Genomic DNA, 17,213 nt, shown 5'->3' on the forward strand with positions numbered 1-17,213 from the left:
CAGACCGCTGTCCACGAACGGGACGTCAGCGGCACGCGGCCTGCACTATGCAGGTCTCGTGCCGCTGGGATCCCGTCGGTGGACAGCGGCGCAGCTCGCCCGGCTCATCCGACCCGCAGCAGCACCGCCCCGTGCGGCGGGATCCGCACGTCGATCGCCGTCGAGCCGGGGGCGACGCCGCGGGCGGCGTCGGACTGCACCGTCACCGGGCGACCCTCCACGAGCGCCCCGCTCCACAGCTCCCGCACCTCGCCGGTCAGCGCGGCGGGCAGGCCCACGTCCTGGCTGTCCAGCGCCACGTCCAGCTCGGTCTCGCCGACGTTGAACGCGGCGACGTAGCGTCGCCCGTCGGCGTCCTCGGCGGTCCACAGGATCAGCGGGTCCTCGCGGAACACCTCGCGGCTCGCGGTCGCGCCGGCGTGGAGGGCGAGCACGTCGGCGTTCTGCAGCAGCGCGATCGTGGCCGGGTCGGAGCTCGGGAGATCCCCGCCCACCATGAGCGGCGAGCGGGCGATCGCCCACAGGGTCATGAGCGTGACCTGCTCGTCCGGGGTCAGCAGCGAGTCCCGCGGCTCACCGCGCTCGGCGCGGAGACCGATCCGTCCCAGCGGCAGCATGTCGCCGTCGGGCCAGCCCTCCGGCCCGGCGTGCGGGGCCCAGCGGGCGAAGCGGGCGAAGTTCGCCTCGACGTCCTCCCACCGGTCCCAGAGGTCGTCGCAGATCCGCCACATGGTGGCGTGCTCCTGCAGGTGCTCGAGCCGGGTCAGGGACAGATCGCGGCCGGGGGAGAGGCTCAGCTGCATCGGCCGGCCGCAGCGCGCGATCGCGCCGGCGAAGGCCTCGATCTCGGCGGCCTGGTACGGCCAGAGCATGTCGTCGACCTTGAGGAAGTCCACGCCCCATTCCGCGTACAGGGCGAGCACCGAGTCGTAGTAGGCGCCGGCGCCGTCGACCGTGTGGTCGAGCCCGACCATGTCCGGGTTCCACTCGCAGGAGTTCTCGGGATCGGCGACGTCGGCCGCGCGCACTGCCGTGCCGAGCACGGGCGTGTTCGCGGCGACCGCCCGCCGGGGGATGCCGCGCATCACGTGGATCCCGAGCTTCAGCCCGAGCGCGTGGACCTGCGCGGCGAGCGGGCCGAAGCCCTTCCCTCCCGCGGAGCTGGGGAAGCGTCCGGGATCGGGCAGCAGCCGGCCGTGCTCGTCCATGGCGAGCGGGGCGCCCTCGTTGTAGCCGTGGGAGCGGGCCGACGGGTCGGACCAGTCGATGTCGACCACCACCGTGTCCCAGCCGTGGGGCAGCAGGTGCTCGGCGAGGAAGCGGGCGTTGCCGAGCACCTCCGCCTCGGTGACGGTGGTGCCGTAGGAGTCCCAGGAGTTCCAGCCGCGGGGCGGGATCGGGGACGGCGCGGACAGGCGCGGGGATCCGGCCGAGAGGGCCTCGGGGGTCTGGGCGGTCATGTCACTCTCCGAGCAGGCGGTCGACGTAGGCGTTGGCGAAGACCCGCTGGGGGTCGAGCCGGTCGCGCAGCGCCTGGAAGCGCGCGAGATCCGGGTACTGCTCCCGCACGGCCTGCGGGGCGAGGGTGAAGACCTTGCCCCAGTGCGGGCGCGGGGCGAACGGGGCGAGGGCCGCCTCGATCTCGGGCAGCAGCGCCGCGACCTCGGCCGGGTGCTGCTGCCACGTGAAGTGCAGGCAGGCGCTGTCGCGGTGCTGGGCGGGGGAGAGCCACATCCCATCGGCCGCAATCGTGCGGATCTCCGAGGCGTGCAGCAGCGGACGGATCCGCTCCCCGAGCGGCATAACCGCTGCGAGCGCCGCGGCCGCGTCCTCCCGGGCCACGAAGTACTCGGACTGGATCTCCTCGCCGCTGCTCGGCGTGAACTCGAGCCGGAAGTGCGGCAGCCGCTCGTGCGCGGGGCCCGGCTCCCCGGACTGGTCGGTGCAGAAGTCGGCGGGCATGCTCGGCAGCGGGTGGACGGCGCGCAGCGCCCGTCGGCCGCCGTGCCAGGACTCCGGCGGCGCCGTCTCCTCGTCGGCGCGCTGCTTGACCCAGGCCTGTGCGATCGTCCCGTCCCAGTGGTGGAACAGGCTCACGCTGGTGCCGCCCGCGAGCAGCGCGGAGAGCGTCTCCTGCTCGGTCGCGACGTCGGGGAAGTCGAGATGGACGGTCTGCCGCATGGGCACGGCGGGGACCAGGTCGAGGGTCAGGTGCGTGAGGACCCCGAGCGCGCCGAGCGAGAGCACCGCCCCGTCGAAGATCTCCGGATCCCGCTCCCGGGACAGGGTGAGCAGGTCGCCATCGGCCGTGACCAGCTCGATCGCCCGCACCCCGGCGGCGAGGGAGCGCAGGCGGTCCCCGGAGCCGTGGGTTCCGGTCGCGCTCGCGCCGCCCACCGAGATGTGCGGCAGGGAGCCCATGTTCGTGAGCGCCAGACCGGCCTCGTGCGCGGCGAGGGCGAGCTCCCCGTAGCGGACCCCGGCGGCGACCCGCGCGGTGCGGGCTGCCGTGTCGATCTCGATCTCGGCGGGCATCTGCGCGAGCGTGACCAGCGGACCGTCCGAGGCGGCGACCTCGGAGAAGGAGTGACGGGTGCCGAGCGCCCGGAGCCGCGGGGAGCGGGCCACGAGGGATCGCAGCTCGTCGAGGGTGCGCGGAGCGTGCAGCGGCCCCGGTCCGTAGTCGACGGTCCCCGACCAGCTGCGCCCGGGCGCTCGGCCGGTCATCTCAGAAACCCTGGGCGAGGCGGTGGAAGACCTGGTTGGTGCGCAGGTCCTGGGTGAAGGAGCGCACCGTGGTGGTCTCGTCGATGATCGCGAGCTCGATCCCGCCGATCGTGGCGAGGTCCTCCCACACCTCGAGGCCCAGCGCGGTGCTCATCACCGTGTGGTGCGCGGCGCCGGCGGTCAGCCAGCACTCGGCCGAGGTGGCGAAGTCCGGGGCCGGCTCCCACACGGCGCATGCGACCGGCAGCTGCGGCAGCGCCTCGTCGGGCTCGACCACCTCGACCACGTTCGCGACCAGGCGGAAGCGCTCGCGCATGTCGGAGAGGGCGACGACGACGGCGGGGCCGGCGTCGGCCGAGAACTTCAGCCGCACCGGGTCCTCGCGGTCCCCGATCCCCAGCGGGTGGATCTCGAGGGAGGGCTTGCGGGTGGTGAGGCTGGGGGAGACCTCGAGCATGTGCGCGCCGAGGATCTTCTCCCTCCCCGGCGTCATCTCGTAGGTGTAGTCCTCCATGAGCGAGGCGCCGCCGGGCAGGCCGTGGCCCATCACCGCGGCGACCCGTACCAGGATCGCGGTCTTCCAGTCGCCCTCGGCGCCGAAGCCGTAGCCGTCGGCCATGAGGCGCTGCACGGCGAGTCCGGGCAGCTGGCGCAGCCCGCCGAGGTCCTCGAAGTTCGTGGTGAACGCGCCGAAGCCGCCCTCCTCGAGGAAGCGGCGCAGGCCAAGCTCCTGGCGGGCGCCGTAGCGCAGCGACTCGTGGCGCTCGCCGCCACGGCGCAGCTCGGGCACCACGTCGTAGAGCAGCTCGTACTCGGCGACCAGCTCGTCGATCGCGCTGTCCTCGATCGCATCCACCACCGTGACCAGCTCGTTGACGCCCCAGGTGTTCACGGAGACGCCGAGCCGCAGCTCGGCCTCGGTCTTGTCCCCCTCGGTGACGGCGACGTTGCGCATGTTGTCGCCGAAGCGGGCGAGCTTCAGGGAGTGCATCTCGGCCCAGCCGGTCGCGGCGCGGGCCCAGCGGCCGATCCTGCCCTGCACCGCCTGGTCCGAGGCGTGGCCGACCACGGTCTTGCGGTCCACGCCGAGGCGGGTGGCGATGTACCCGAACTCGCGGTCGCCGTGCGCGGCCTGGTTGAGGTTCATGAAGTCCATGTCGATCGTGGACCAGGGCAGGGCGACGTTCGCCTGGGTGTGCAGGTGCAGCAGCGGGGTCTGCAGGGCGTCGAGGCCCTGGATCCACATCTTCGCGGGGGAGAAGGTGTGCATCCAGGTGATCACGCCGACGCAGGCCGGGTCCGCATTCGCGGCCAGGGCGATCTCGCGGATCGCGTCGCGGTCGGTCAGCACCGGCTTCCAGACGATCCGCACGGGGATGTCGGAGGCGGCGTCGAGGGTCTCGGCGATCCCGCGGGACTGCTCGGCGACCTGCTCGAGGGTCTCGGGGCCGTACAGCCCCTGGCTGCCGGTGAGGAACCAGATCTCGCGGGTCTCGAAGGGGTTCTGCATGGGGCTCAGGCCTCCTGGCTGGGCTGGTCGGCGGCGCCCGCGGCCGGCTGGCCGTAGACGTTCTGGTAGCGGTCGAAGAGGGAGTCGATGTGGCCCTGTGCGATCGGCAGCGGCTCGCCGAGCTGGCGGGAGACGTGCACGGTGCGCGCCACCTCCTCGCACATCACGGCCGCCTTCACCGCGTCGCGGGCGTCCTTGCCGATGGTGAACGGGCCGTGGTTCTGCATCAGCACGGCCCGGGAGCGCGAGTCGCGGAGGGTCTCCACGATGCCGCGCCCGATCGAGTCGTCGCCGATGATCGCGAAGGGGCCCACGGGGATGGGGCCGCCGAACTCGTCCGCCATCATCGTCAGCACGCAGGGGATCTCCTCGCCGCGCGCCGCCCAGGCGGTCGCGTAGGTCGAGTGGGTGTGCACGACCCCGCCGACGTGGTCCAGGTGCGCGTACACGTAGGCGTGGGCGTCGGTGTCCGAGGAGGGGACCAGGGCGGCCGGGGTGCCGTCCTCGATCTTCTTCCCGTCGAGGGTGCAGACCACCATCGCGTCCGCCGAGAGCTCGTCGTAGGAGACGCCGGACGGCTTGATGACCAGGAGGCCGGGCACGCCGCGGTCGACCGCGGGCACCCGCTCGGAGACGTTGCCGGCGGTCCACACGACGAGCCCGTTGCGGGGCAGCTCGGCGTGCAGCGCGGCGACGCGCTCACGGGTCTCGGCCACCGCGCGCTGCGTGGCGCGGGGCAGGTCGGCGAGGACGAGGGTCATGGGGTTCCTTCCGAAGGGGTGATGCGGCCGACGGGGCGGGCGGACGGGTCAGTCGAGGAGCTCGCCGGCGAGGCGCTCGACGGGGAGGGCGGCGCGGTAGCCGGACAGCCAGGTGGCGTGCCCGGCGGAGCCCGCAGGGTCGGGGTCGAGGGTGCTGAGCTCCTGATCGGCGAAGACGACCTCGGAGAGGTAGTCGCTGAGCGACCGGCCGGCGCTGGACTCGGAGCCAGCGCCGGAGCCGGTGTCGGACCCGGCGTCGGAGCTGGACCTGGCATCGGAACCGGAGCCCCCGTCGGCCGTGCGGGCGGTGTGCGCGGCGAGCAGCGCCATGCCCCACGCGCCGCCCTCCCCGGCGGACTCGCCGAGGGCGACCGGAGTGCCGAGCGCGTCGGCGAGCACCTGCTGGGCGACGCCGCGGGTGCGGAAGATGCCGCCGTGGGCGTACATCACGTCGAGCTGCACGCCCTCGTCCTGGAGCAGCGCCTCCATGCCGACGGCCAGGGCGCCGAACGCCCCGTACAGCTGTGCGCGCAGGAAGTTCTCCAGGGTGAAGCGCGCGGACTGCTCGCGGACCAGCAGCGGACGACCGGAGGCGACGCCCGTCTGGTGCTCGCCCGAGACGTAGTTGTAGGTGAGGATCCCGCCCGCATCGGCATCCCCCGCGGCGCCTGCGGCGAAGAGCGTCGCATACAGGTCCTCCGCGGACTGCGGGGCACCGATCAGCTCCGCGAACCGGGAGAACAGCCCCAGCCAGGCGTCGAGATCGGTGGTGCAGTTGTTCGTGTGGATCATCGCGACGGGGTCGCCGGCCGGGGTCGTGACCAGGTCGATCTCCTCGCGCGGCCCGGACAGCGGGCGCTCGAGGACGACCATCGCGAAGGCGCTCGTGCCCGCCGAGACGTTGCCGGTGCGCGGCTCGACGGCCTGCGTCGCGACCATGCCCGTGCCTGCATCGCCCTCCGGGGGCGCGGTGATCGCCCCGGGCTGCAGGGTGCCGCTCGGGTCGAGCAGGGCCGCGCCCTCGGCGGTGAGCCGGCCCGCGTCCTGTCCCGCGACGAGCACCTCGGGGAGCAGATCCGGCAGCGACCAGGGCACCTCGGCGACCGCGTCGAGAGCGGCGAAGCGCTCGAGGAGCTCGGGGTCGAAGGCGTCGCCCGCGGCGGCGATCGGGAACATGCCGCTCGCATCGCCGACGCCGAGCACCCGGCGTCCGGTGAGTCGCCAGTGCACGTAGCCCGCGAGGGTGGTGAGGTGCGCGAGGCGCTGGACGTGCTCCTCGCCCTGCATCACCGCGTGGAGCAGATGGGAGACGCTCCAGCGCAGCGGGATGTTCTGGCCGAGGGTCTCGCTGAGCAGCGCCGACGCCTCGGTGGTGAAGGTGTTGCGCCACGTGCGGAACTCGGCGAGCTGCTCGCCCTCGGCGTCGAAGGCCAGGTAGCCGTGCATCATCGCGGAGATCCCGAGGCCCCGCAGGGAGGTCAGCTCCACGGCGTGCCGCTCGCGCACCTCGCGGGCGAGATCGGCGAAGCAGTCGGCGATCCCCGCCCACACGGAGTCCAGCGAGTAGGTCCAGGTCTCGCCGACCAGCTCGTTCTCCCACGCGTGCGAGCCGGTGGCCAGCACCGCGCCGCTCTCGTCGATCAGCGCCGCCTTGATGCGGGTGGAGCCGAGCTCGAGACCCAGCAGGGCGTGACCGGCGGAGATGGTCTCGGCGGGGGTGCCCGGCGCGGCGGGGGCGGCGCCCGCGGCGGGCGACGGGCTTGCGGCGGGGGTGGGGTCGGTCGGGGACACGTCTGCGTGCGTCATGCGCCCATCCCATCAGGTCCGGCTGGGGAATGTCAACGTTCACATTCCGAGTGGACGGACCGTGCGCGGGTCGCGACGTGGCGCGAGTCGTGTGCTCGGCACGTGGACTCAGTGCGTGCGCTCGGGCCGCGTCGAGCGGCGGACCACGAGGCGCGGCGGCAGGGTCGTCGTCCCGTGCGACGTGGGATCGGCGCCGTCGAGCACCTCGAGCAGCCGGTGCAGCGCGAGGCGGCCGAGCTCGGCGAAGGGCTGAGAGACCGTGGTCAGCGACGGGATCAGGTACTCCGCCCCGACCGTGTCGTCGTAGCCGACGACGGCCACGTCCTGCGGCACCCGCACCCCGTGCTCGTCGAGCGCGTGGAGGGCACCGATCGCCATCATGTCGTTCGCGGCGAAGATCGCGTCTGGCAGGCCGGAGGCGAGGAGTCCGCAGGTCAGCTCGTAGCCCGAGCGGGGAGTCCAGTCGCCGGGGGCGGTGGTCGTCCCGTCGATCCCGAGCTCCTCGAGGGCCTGCTCGAAGCCGTGGAGGCGGGCGCGGGCGTCGAACCAGTCCGCCGGTCCGGGCAGGTGAGCGACCGTCCGTACGCCGGTCCGCGCGAGGTGGTGGACGACCTCGCGCGCGCCCCGGTGCTGGTCGACGCCCACGACGTCGACGCCCGGGGCCGACGTCGGCTGCGCCGAGACTGCGACCACCGGGATTGACGCGGCCGCCGCGGCGACCACCGGCAGCATCCCCTCGTGCGCGGCGACGACGAGGATCCCGTCGACCCCGGAGCCGATGAGGCTCGCGCCCGCCGCGGCGTCGGTCGCGCGGGTTGCCCCGTCGGCCGTCCCGCGACGCGCGCCGTCGGCCGACCCTGCCGCCGCGTCGGCGGCGGTGCCGACCGTCGTGAGCAGCACCGAGTAGCCGGCCTCGCGCGCGGCGGTCTCGATCGCGGTCGCCGTCTCCGCGGGGCCGAACAGCGAGGACCCGTCCGTGAGCAGGCCGATCAGCGAGGAACGGGTCGTCTTCAGGGCGCGCGCCGCACGGTTCGGGGTGTAGCCGAGGTCGTCGATCGCCCGCTGCACCCGGTCGCGGGTCTCCGGGCGCACGATCCCCGGCTCGTTGAGCACGCGCGAGACCGTCTGATACGAGACGCCCGAGCGCGCGGCGACATCCGCCATCGAGGGGCGTCGCGTCGTCGGTGCCATGAGCGGTCCTTGGTCGTCGTAGGGGAGAAGGCGCTGGTGGGACGGGGGAGGCGGGGTCGGGGGCGGAAGGTCGTGGCCTGCGTGAGGAACAGCCTCGCCGGATCGTAGGGGCCGAGATCGCGGAGCCCGGGGAGGCGATCCCGCCGGGCTTCGTTGTCGATTCGTGACCCCCTCGTGGACCGCCGAAGGTCCCGGCCGTGCTTACATGTGAACGTTAGCATCGTGCATCTCGCCCGTCTCAGACAGCAGTCGTCGGACACGAGGTGCATGACCCGGGCCCGACGGGCCCACCGCTCCACCGACGACCCGTCGGCCGCGACGGCACGGACGCCGCCCGGCCGCACGTCACCCCGGAGCACCGCGAGGAACACCGTTACGACGTCGTACACACGGAGGTATCACCCATGGCCACTCGCAGGAACTTCCTTCTCGGCGGCAGCTCGGCCGCTGCCGCAGCGCTTCTTCTGGCCGCGTGCGGCGGCGAGGGTGCCGGCTCGACCGGCGGGGGCGCCGGCGGAGGCGGCGGCGAGGTCGACCCCGCTGACCTCACCGTCGGCGTCGCCATGCCGACCCAGACCTACGAGCGCTGGGTCGCCGATGGCAACAACATCAAGAAGGGCCTGGAGGACAAGGGCTTCACCGTCGACATGCAGTACGCCGACGACGACATCCCGACCCAGCAGCAGCAGATCGACCAGATGGTCAGCAACGGCGTGGCCGCCCTGCTCATCGCCTCGATCGACGGCGCCTCCCTCTCCGCCCAGCTGGACGCGGCCGCCGCCGCGAACATTCCGGTCATCGCCTACGACCGTCTGCTCACCGACAACGAGAACGTCAGCTTCTACGTCACCTTCGACAACTACAAGGTCGGCGTGAACCAGGCCAACGCCCTGCTCTTCGGGCTCGGCCTGCTGGACGAGAACTTCGAGGAGGCGGCCGACGCCCCCGCCGGCCCCCTGAACATCGAGCTGTTCGCCGGCTCGCTCGACGACAACAACGCCCACCTGTTCTGGCAGGGCGCGATCGACACCCTTACGCCCTACATCGACGCGGGCACGATCGCCGTCCCCTCCGGGCAGATGGACATCGAGCAGGCCGCCACCCAGCGCTGGGAGCAGGAGACCGCCCAGAAGCGCATGGAGAACCTGCTGACCACCCACTACAACGGCGGCGAGGAGCTGCACGGCGTCCTCGCCCCGGCGGACCCGCTGTCCCGCGGCATCATCAACGCTCTGCAGAACGCGGGCCTCGGCCCGACCCTCTCCGAGGGGCTGCCCGTCGTGACCGGCCAGGACGCCGAGATCGCGTCGATCAAGCTGATCGCCGACGACGTCCAGCACTCGACCATCTTCAAGGACACCCGCAACCTCGCCGAGCAGGCGATCGTCGCGACCGAGGCGTTCCTGAACGGCAGCGAGCCCGAGGCCAACGACACCGAGACCTACGACAACGGCGTGAAGGTCGTGCCGTCGTACCTGCTCGAGGTCCAGATGGTCCTGGCCTCGAACTACGAGGAGATCATGGTCGACTCCGGGTACTACACGCAGGAGCAGGTCGACTCCGGCCAGCTCTGAGCGGTGCGGACCCGGCCCGCGGGGCCCCGGCGGTGCCCAGCACCCCGGGGCCCTCGGGCCGTGGCCTGCCCGCCCGCGAGGGACCGAAGGAGGGACCCGTGCACGACACCATCCTCGAGATGAGGAGCATCACCAAGAAGTACCCGGGCGTCACCGCGCTCAAGGACGTCACCCTCACCGTGCGCGAGGGCGAGATCCACGCGATCTGCGGCGAGAACGGCGCCGGCAAGTCGACTCTGATGAAGGTGCTCTCCGGCGTCGAGCCGGCCGGCAGCTACGAGGGGCAGATCGTCTACCGCGGCCGGGAGGTCGCGTTCTCCGGCATCAACGACTCCGAGGCCGAGGGCATCGTGATCATCCACCAGGAGCTCGCCCTGGTGCCGCACCTGTCGATCGCCGAGAACATCTTCCTCGGCAACGAGCAGGCCCGCGGCGGCGTGATCAGCTGGCACGAGACCAATGCGCGCGCGGCCGAGCTGCTCGAGCGCGTCGGCCTCTCCGAGAAGCCGGTGACCCCCGTCGGCCAGCTCGGCGTCGGCAAGCAGCAGCTCGTCGAGATCGCGAAGGCGCTCTCGAAGAACGTGAGCCTGCTGATCCTCGACGAGCCCACCGCCGCGTTGAACGACGACGACTCCGAGCACCTGCTCGGGCTCATCCGCGGGCTCCGCGACCAGGGCGTCACCAGCATCATCATCAGCCACAAGCTCGGCGAGATCACCGCCGTCGCCGACTCCACGACGATCATCCGCGACGGCTCGACGATCGAGTCGATCGACATGCACGTGCCCGACGACCAGCGGCGCACCCTCATCCCGAGCCTCATCAAGGGCATGGTCGGCCGCGACATCGACAACCTCTACCCGGAGCGTGACGTCGAGATCGGCGAGGAGGTGCTGCGGATCGAGGACTGGCACGTCGACCACCCGACCCAGTCGGGCCGTGTCGTCGTCGACGGCGCGTCGCTCAACGTGCGCGCGGGTGAGGTCGTCGGCATCGCCGGGCTCATGGGCGCCGGTCGCACCGAGCTCGCCATGAGCGTCTTCGGCCACTCCTACGGTCGCGACATCACCGGCACGGCCTACGTCCGCGGCCGGGCGGTGCGGATGACCTCCGTGCGCGAGGCGATCCGCCACGGCATCGCGTACGTGTCCGAGGACCGCAAGCAGTACGGGCTGAACCTGATCCAGGACATCCGCACCAACATCACCGCGGCCGCCCTGCCGAAGGTCACGACCGGCGGCTGGATCAACGGCAACGAGGAGATCGCGGTCGCCGAGCGCTACCGCTCCTCGCTCAACATCAAGACGCCGACGGTGATGTCGCTGGTCGGCAAGCTCTCGGGCGGCAACCAGCAGAAGGTCGTGCTCAGCAAGTGGCTGTTCACGGAGCCCGACGTGCTGATCCTCGACGAGCCGACGCGCGGCGTCGACGTCGGCGCCAAGTTCGAGATCTACACGATCATCAACGAGCTCGCCGCCGCGGGCAAGGCGATCATCGTCATCTCCTCGGAGCTGCCCGAGGTGATGGGGCTGTCCGATCGCATCTACACGCTGTCCGCGGGCCGCATCACCGGAGAGGTCGCCGCCCAGGACGCCACGCAGGAGCACCTCATGGAGCTCATGACCATGGAGAAGGAGTGAGGTCGCCTCATGGCCGGAACGTCTGACATCAAGGAGCTGCTCACGCGCAACATGCGCTCGAGCGGCATCTACATCGCGTTCGTCGCGATCATCCTGCTGTTCACCATCCTCACCGGGGGCAAGCTGCTCAGCCCCGGCAACCTCACGAACCTGGTGCTGCAGTACTCGTACATCCTGATCCTCGCGATCGGCATGCTGCTGATCATCGTCGCCGGGCACATCGACCTGTCCATCGGCTCGGTGGTCGCGCTTACCGGCGCGGTCGCTGCCGTGGTCGTGATCCAGAACGGCATGCCCTGGTGGCTGGGCGTCTTCGCGGCGCTCGGCACCGGCATCCTGGTCGGGCTGTGGCAGGGCTTCTGGGTCGCGTACGTCGGCATCCCCGCCTTCATCGTGACGCTCGCGGGCATGCTCATCTTCCGCGGCCTGACGATGCAGGTGCTCGGCAACGTGTCGCTGTCCCCGTTCCCGGAGCAGTACAAGTACATCGCGGGCGGCTTCCTCAACGGGCTCCTCGGCGGCTACGGCTACGACGCGTTCACCCTGATCCTGGCCGCCGCCCTGGTGGTCGTGTTCGCGGTGCAGCAATTCCGCGGCCGGCTCGCGAAGCTCAAGTACAAGCAGCAGGTCGAGGCGCAGTGGCTGTTCTGGCTGAAGAACGCCGCGGTCGCGCTCGTGGTCATGGCGTTCGCCTGGCAGCTGGCCCACAGCCGCGGACTCCCCGTGGTGCTGATCCTGCTCGCGGCCCTGATCCTGATCTACGGGTTCATCAGCCAGCGCACGATCTTCGGCCGGCACATCTACGCGATGGGCGGCAACCTGCAGGCCGCGAAGCTCTCCGGCGTGAACACCAAGCGCGTGAACATGCTCCTGTTCGTGAACATGGGCCTGCTCTCCGCGGTCGCCGGCATCGTCTACTCGGCCCGCTCCAACAGCGCGCAGCCGGGCGCCGGCAACATGTTCGAGCTCGACGCGATCGCCGCGGCCTTCATCGGCGGCGCCGCGGTCACGGGCGGCATCGGCAAGGTGCAGGGCGCCATCATCGGCGGCCTGATCATGGCGGTCATGTCGAACGGCATGCAGATCATGGGCATCGACCAGTCGACCCAGTCGGTGGTCCGCGGCGTGGTCCTCGTGCTCGCCGTCGCCTTCGACGTCTACAACAAGAAGCGCTCGGCCGTCGGGGCGTGAGGGCCGACGCCGGGGTGCCCCGCCCCGGCCCGCCCGGCCGGATTGCCGGTGAGTAGCGGCGTCTGGGGAAGCATATTCGCGGGAACACGCTCCCCCAGACGCCGCTACCTAGTTCGAGCCCGCCGCGGGCACGGTGCGGCGGACCAGCCAGGCCCATTTGCCGAGCTGCCTCACGGGGTGGAATCCGTGCTCCCCGAACAGTTCGACCGAGGCCTGGAACAGGAGCGGCTGTGCGCGGTGCGGCCGGTGACGATCTGACAATCTCGGGGATCGACTCGACGGTGCCGCCCTGGTCAGCCGCGATCATCTCGAGCGCCCCGGCGAGGCCCGCCCGCGCGACCCCGTCGCGCCGCCCGAACCTGGTCCAGCCCTGGGCGACGCCCTGGTCGTCGTGGACCAGGGCGGCATGGGCTCGGCCCGCGCGCACCAGCTCCTCCGTCGCGGCGCGCTTGTCGAGGCCGCGGATCTCCTGGAATGACGTGCCGTCGGCCGTCGCGTGGTGCCCCGTGCACCAGCATCCGCCGAACACGCCGCCGTTGCGCTCGACCAGCTCGGCGAAGTCGTCCCAGGTGTCGCCGTCGAGGGGGCGCACCGTCCAGGTGCTCGGGGTCTCGGGGGTGGTCATCGGTGCGCCGTGCGGCCGTGGCTGTTCCGGGGTGTCATCTCGCGTCCTCGCTGTCCTGCCCGGGACCCGGGGTAGGGTCGGCCGACCGCAGAGCAGCATCGCCTACCACGTGGGCGTCCTGCACGACGTCGGAGCGTTGAAGGTCGTGCGCACCCGGCGGGTCCGCGGGCGCGAGGAGTTGTAAGACGGCCGCAGCGCCGGGCTCTTCTCCGTGGGGAACGTCCGCGTCCCTCCGCGCCCGGAGGCGCCGGGGCTCTTCGAGGCCGCCGCGCGCGAGGCCGAGGATGCGGTGCGGGACGACGACCTGCGCGGCCTGGTCCGCTACGCCTGGATCGACGACGCGCAGGCCGCCGAATTCTGGGATCGCGTGATGGCGCTGTTCGCCGAGTACTCCCAGCTGCCTAGATCCGTCGAGGGTCGACGCGCCCATGCGCTGCTCACCGCCATGTATCCGACGGACCGCGCCCGCCTCGGCGCCCCCGGGCAGTCGGGGGAGGGGCTGGGGTGAGGCGGGTGCCTACCGGGCGGTAGCGGCACCGCGGGTGTTTGCGGCGCGGCGCGGGGTTGCCCGCCTGGGACCTCGGTGTGTTGACCGCCACTTTGCAACGATGTAATTTCTGGGTCAGCAGACGGACGACGATCGGACGCCCCCGCGCCACACAGGGTGCGAGCCGGCCCCGACCACGAAGAGGTGGACCGCATGACGCCGACATCCCCACGCCCCGGGACCCCAGCCCCGGGCTCGATCCCCATCCCGGGCGGAACCCCCGCCGGGACCACACCCGCCAGGACCAATCCCGCCCCCAGCCCCACCCGCCGCACCCTCCTCAAGGGCCTCGGCGGGATCGGTGCCCTGGGCGCGGCCGGCAGCCTCGCGGCCTGCTCCGGCGCGAGCGCCCGCGGCACCGAGGACATCGCCTACTGGCACCTGCTCTCCGGCCCGGACGGCGTCACCATGAGCGAGCTGATCGACGGCTACATGGCCACCGACGGCGCCGCCCGCGTGCAGCAGACTGTGCTCGGCTGGGGCGCCCCGTACTACACGAAGCTCGCGATGGCCTCGGCGGGCGGCCGCGCCCCCGACCTTGCCGTCATGCACGCCGCGCGCGTCCCCGGCTACGCCCCGGGCGGCCTGCTCGACGAGTGGGACCTCGACCTGCTCGGCGAGTTCGGCGTCCACCAGGAGGACTTCCCGGAGCTGATCTGGGAGAAGATGGTCGTGGACGGCACGCTGACCTGCATCGCGCTCGACTCGCACCCCTTCGTCCTCTACTACAACACCGAGATCGCCGAGGCGGCGGGGGTGCTCGGCAGCGACGGCCTGCTGCTGCCCACCAACACCCCCGAGGACTTCCGCGCCCTCGCCCTCGAGCTCGGGGCGAAGGCCCCCAGCGGCTACGGGCTCAGCTGGGGTTATCTCGGCGACGGCTCCAACCAGTGGCGCATGTTCTCGACCTACTACACGCAGCTCGGCGGCACGATCGACCTGCCCGTCGGCGGCACCATGGGCTACCAGGAGGAGCTGGTCGTCGAGGCGATCGAGTGGATCCTCTCCCTGATCGACGGCGAGGTCGGCAACCCCGGCCACGACGGCGGCACCGCCATCTCCGAGTTCGCCACCGGCGGCAGCGGCGCGTTCTACGGCGGCGTCTGGGAGACCGGCAGCTACAAGAACGAGGGGCTGCCCTTCGACATGACGGTGATCCCCGGCGTGTTCGGCGATCCGACCGCCTACGCCGACTCCCACTCCTTCGTGCTCCCGCACCAGAGCGATCCCGATCCCGAGCGTCGTCGCGCCGTCCACGGCCTCGTCGCCCACCTGCTCCAGAACTCCCTCGCCTGGGCCGGGGCGGGCCACATCCCCGCCTACGCACCGGTGCTCGAGGACCCCGGCTATGCGGACCTCGTGCCGCAGTCCCACTACGCCGACGCGATCGACCACCTGGTCTACGACCCGCCCGCCTGGTTCACCGGATCGGGCAGCGACTTCCACACCTACTTCGGCAACGACATGCAGAACGTGTGGGCGCGGCGCACCGACCCCCTCGAGGGCTGGAACGCCTTCGTCGCCCGCATCAACGACCTGCTCGCCAAGCCGAGCCCGATGTGACCGGCCCCGTCGAAGGAGACGAGAGATGACCACCGCCGACGGCCTGACCGCTCCCAGCGGTCCCCGCGCCGCCCAGCCCGCCCCCATCGCCCAGCCCCCGTCGGCCGCCGCCGGCGGAGCAGACCGTTCCGAGAGCCGCCGCCGACGCCGCCGCGCCGAGAACCTGCGCGGCTGGATCTACTGCCTGCCCTTCCTCGCCGCGTTCGGCCTGTTCCTCATCTGGCCCACGATCTACGGCCTGTGGATGAGCTTCACCGGCACCAGCCTCGCCGGCACCAACACCGGCTTCGTCGGCCTCGCGAACTGGACCGAGGCGCTCAGCGACCCGAACGTGTGGACCTCGCTCGGCAACACCGCCTGGTTCACGGTCCTGTCCACCATCCCGCTCGTGCTCATCGCCATGGGCCTCGCGATCCTGGTGAACATCGGCCTGCCGGGCCAGTGGTTCTGGCGGCTCGCGTTCTTCCTGCCGTTCCTGCTGGCCTCGACCGTCGTGTCGAAGTTCTGGAACTGGATGTACAACCCGCAGCTGGGACTTGTGAACACGGTGCTGGGCTGGTTCGGGATCGCGGGGCCCGCATGGCTGCAGGATCCGAACACCGCGATGATCGCCGTCGTGATGACCACCGTGTGGTGGACGATCGGCTTCAACTTCCTGCTGTACCTCGCCGCGCTGCAGAACATCCCCGACCAGCTCTACGAGGCGGCGTCGCTCGACGGCGCCGGTCGCTGGCGGAAGTTCCTCTCCATCACCCTGCCGCAGCTCGCGCCCACGACCGTGCTGGTGCTCGTGCTGCAGCTGCTCGCCTCGCTGAAGGTCTTCGACCAGATCTACCAGATGACCGGCGGCGGTCCCGGCGGCTCGACCCGCCCGGTGCTGCTGTACATCTACGAGGTCGGCTTCACCGGCTACCGGCTGGGCTACGCCTCGGCGATCTCCTACATCTTCTTCTTCCTGATCATCGCGATCTCCATCGCGTACATGGTCATCTCGAGCCGACGGAGCGTGAAGGCATGAGCGCCGCGAACCCCACCAGTCCCACGGCCGACGCCACTGTCGGCTCCCGCTCGGGCTCGACCGGGGGCGCGAGCGCCCGCCCGGGTGCGGCCGATGGGGGCCGACGCCGACGCCGGACCGACCCCGCGCGCGTGGTCGCCTTCGTGATCCTCGCGGTCCTCGCCCTGCTCTGGCTCGTGCCCGTGCTGTGGGCGGCGCTGACCTCGTTCAAGACCGAGGCCGAGGCCGCCGCGATGCCGGTGACGATCATCCCCGAGAACGGCTTCACCCTCGACGCCTACCTCACCGTGCTGACCTCGGGCCAGGTGCCGCGATGGGCGTGGAACAGCCTCATCACCTCGACCGCGGTCACGATCATCACCGTCGTGATCTCGGCGCTGGCCGGCTATGCGCTCAGCCGCATGGAGTTCGCGGGGCGGAAGGCGATCATCGCCCTGATCGTCGGATCGATCATGATCCCGGGGCAGATCCTCATCGTCCCGCTGTTCCACCTGATGCTGGGGCTGAACCTCGTCGACACCTACTGGGGGATCATCCTGCCGCAGGTGGTCGCGGCACCGATGGTGTTCATCCTGATGAAGTTCTTCGACCAGATCCCGCGGGAGCTGGAGGAGGCCGCGCTGATGGACGGCGCGAGCCGGCTGAAGATCCTGCTCAGCATCGTGCTGCCGCTCTCGCGGCCGATCCTCGGCGCGGTCTCGATCTTCGTGTTCATCGGGGCCTGGAACAACTTCCTGTGGCCGTTCATCGTGGTCAACGACGCGAGCCTGATGACCCTGCCCACTGGTCTGCAGACCGTGATCAGCGCCTACGGCATCCAGTACGCGCAGAACATGGCTCAGGCGATGCTCGCGGCGCTGCCGCTGATCGTGGTGTTCCTGTTCTTCCAGCGCCAGATCATCAAGGGCATCTCGACGACGGGCATCGCCGGGGCCTGACCATTCCCCCCACACGCGGTTACTAGTGAGTAGCGGCTCCTGAGGGAGCATGTTCCGGTGAACATGCTCCCTCATGCGCCGAGGAGCACGGTGAGGGGCCGCGGGCAGGCGCAGGCGGTACG

13 protein-coding genes are annotated in these 17,213 nt (G+C 71.4%); 7 read left to right on the forward strand and 6 right to left on the reverse strand.

Features of this window, described 5'->3' with window-relative positions; all coding sequences use genetic code 11:
• Positions 1-104 precede the first annotated feature (104 nt).
• The 6 genes from V1260_RS07395 to V1260_RS07420 form a co-directional block, all read right to left on the reverse strand.
• Complete coding sequence (locus V1260_RS07395) at positions 105-1,460, reverse strand: alpha-galactosidase (RefSeq protein WP_329746173.1); 1,356 nt, start codon at positions 1,458-1,460, stop codon at positions 105-107.
• 1 nt (position 1,461) lies between these two features.
• Positions 1,462-2,727, reverse strand: a complete 1,266-nt coding sequence (locus V1260_RS07400; RefSeq protein ID WP_329746174.1) for a D-arabinono-1,4-lactone oxidase — start codon at positions 2,725-2,727, stop codon at positions 1,462-1,464.
• A gap of 1 nt (position 2,728) precedes the next feature.
• Positions 2,729-4,237 carry an L-arabinose isomerase gene (gene araA / locus V1260_RS07405; protein ID WP_329746175.1) on the reverse strand — a complete coding sequence of 503 codons (1,509 nt, stop codon included), beginning with the start codon at positions 4,235-4,237 and terminating at the stop codon, positions 2,729-2,731.
• A 5-nt stretch (positions 4,238-4,242) separates the two neighbouring features.
• On the reverse strand, positions 4,243-4,998 hold the full coding sequence (locus V1260_RS07410; RefSeq protein WP_329746176.1) for an L-ribulose-5-phosphate 4-epimerase: 756 nt from the start codon (positions 4,996-4,998) through the stop codon (positions 4,243-4,245).
• A 48-nt stretch (positions 4,999-5,046) separates the two neighbouring features.
• Complete coding sequence (locus tag V1260_RS07415) at positions 5,047-6,804, reverse strand: xylulokinase (RefSeq protein ID WP_329746177.1); 1,758 nt, start codon at positions 6,802-6,804, stop codon at positions 5,047-5,049.
• 108 nt (positions 6,805-6,912) lie between these two features.
• Complete coding sequence (locus V1260_RS07420; protein ID WP_329746178.1) at positions 6,913-7,995, reverse strand: LacI family DNA-binding transcriptional regulator; 1,083 nt, start codon at positions 7,993-7,995, stop codon at positions 6,913-6,915.
• A 404-nt stretch (positions 7,996-8,399) separates the two neighbouring features.
• Between V1260_RS07420 and chvE the strand changes: the two genes are divergently transcribed.
• The 7 genes from chvE (at position 8,400) to V1260_RS07455 (ending at position 17,091) form a co-directional block, all read left to right on the forward strand.
• The gene (chvE, locus tag V1260_RS07425) at positions 8,400-9,569 is read left to right on the forward strand and encodes a multiple monosaccharide ABC transporter substrate-binding protein (protein WP_329746179.1); all 1,170 of its coding nucleotides are present in this window, start codon (positions 8,400-8,402) and stop codon (positions 9,567-9,569) included.
• Between the two features lie 98 nt (positions 9,570-9,667).
• Complete coding sequence (gene mmsA, locus V1260_RS07430) at positions 9,668-11,209, forward strand: multiple monosaccharide ABC transporter ATP-binding protein (RefSeq protein WP_329746180.1); 1,542 nt, start codon at positions 9,668-9,670, stop codon at positions 11,207-11,209.
• Between the two features lie 9 nt (positions 11,210-11,218).
• Positions 11,219-12,400, forward strand: coding sequence for a multiple monosaccharide ABC transporter permease (gene mmsB, locus V1260_RS07435; protein ID WP_329746181.1), 1,182 nt, complete (start codon positions 11,219-11,221; stop codon positions 12,398-12,400).
• Between the two features lie 836 nt (positions 12,401-13,236).
• Positions 13,237-13,533, forward strand: coding sequence for a hypothetical protein (locus tag V1260_RS07440; protein ID WP_329746182.1), 297 nt, complete (start codon positions 13,237-13,239; stop codon positions 13,531-13,533).
• A gap of 192 nt (positions 13,534-13,725) precedes the next feature.
• Positions 13,726-15,135 (forward strand): extracellular solute-binding protein, encoded by a 1,410-nt coding sequence (locus V1260_RS07445; protein ID WP_329746183.1) that lies wholly within the window; start codon positions 13,726-13,728, stop codon positions 15,133-15,135.
• A 25-nt stretch (positions 15,136-15,160) separates the two neighbouring features.
• The gene (locus V1260_RS07450; protein ID WP_329746184.1) at positions 15,161-16,153 is read left to right on the forward strand and encodes a carbohydrate ABC transporter permease; all 993 of its coding nucleotides are present in this window, start codon (positions 15,161-15,163) and stop codon (positions 16,151-16,153) included.
• Complete coding sequence (locus V1260_RS07455; RefSeq protein WP_329746185.1) at positions 16,150-17,091, forward strand: carbohydrate ABC transporter permease; 942 nt, start codon at positions 16,150-16,152, stop codon at positions 17,089-17,091. The genes V1260_RS07450 and V1260_RS07455 overlap by 4 nt, the downstream gene beginning before the upstream one ends.
• Positions 17,092-17,213 lie beyond the last annotated feature (122 nt).

Source organism: Brachybacterium sp. J144 (assembly GCF_036321705.1).
In the GTDB taxonomy this organism is placed as follows: Bacteria; Actinomycetota; Actinomycetes; order Actinomycetales; family Dermabacteraceae; genus Brachybacterium.

Excerpts from the sequence above, each read along its gene's own strand:
- V1260_RS07395 (WP_329746173.1), bottom strand. The coding sequence starts at position 1,460 with ATGACCGCCCAGACCCCCGAGGCCCTCTCGGCCGGATCCCCGCGCCTG.
- V1260_RS07400 (WP_329746174.1), bottom strand. The coding sequence starts at position 2,727 with ATGACCGGCCGAGCGCCCGGGCGCAGCTGGTCGGGGACCGTCGACTAC.
- araA (WP_329746175.1), bottom strand. The coding sequence starts at position 4,237 with ATGCAGAACCCCTTCGAGACCCGCGAGATCTGGTTCCTCACCGGCAGC.
- V1260_RS07410 (WP_329746176.1), bottom strand. The coding sequence starts at position 4,998 with ATGACCCTCGTCCTCGCCGACCTGCCCCGCGCCACGCAGCGCGCGGTG.
- V1260_RS07415 (WP_329746177.1), bottom strand. The coding sequence starts at position 6,804 with ATGACGCACGCAGACGTGTCCCCGACCGACCCCACCCCCGCCGCAAGC.
- V1260_RS07420 (WP_329746178.1), bottom strand. The coding sequence starts at position 7,995 with ATGGCACCGACGACGCGACGCCCCTCGATGGCGGATGTCGCCGCGCGC.
- chvE (WP_329746179.1), top strand. The coding sequence starts at position 8,400 with ATGGCCACTCGCAGGAACTTCCTTCTCGGCGGCAGCTCGGCCGCTGCC.
- mmsB (WP_329746181.1), top strand. The coding sequence starts at position 11,219 with ATGGCCGGAACGTCTGACATCAAGGAGCTGCTCACGCGCAACATGCGC.
- V1260_RS07445 (WP_329746183.1), top strand. The coding sequence starts at position 13,726 with ATGACGCCGACATCCCCACGCCCCGGGACCCCAGCCCCGGGCTCGATC.
- V1260_RS07450 (WP_329746184.1), top strand. The coding sequence starts at position 15,161 with ATGACCACCGCCGACGGCCTGACCGCTCCCAGCGGTCCCCGCGCCGCC.
- V1260_RS07455 (WP_329746185.1), top strand. The coding sequence starts at position 16,150 with ATGAGCGCCGCGAACCCCACCAGTCCCACGGCCGACGCCACTGTCGGC.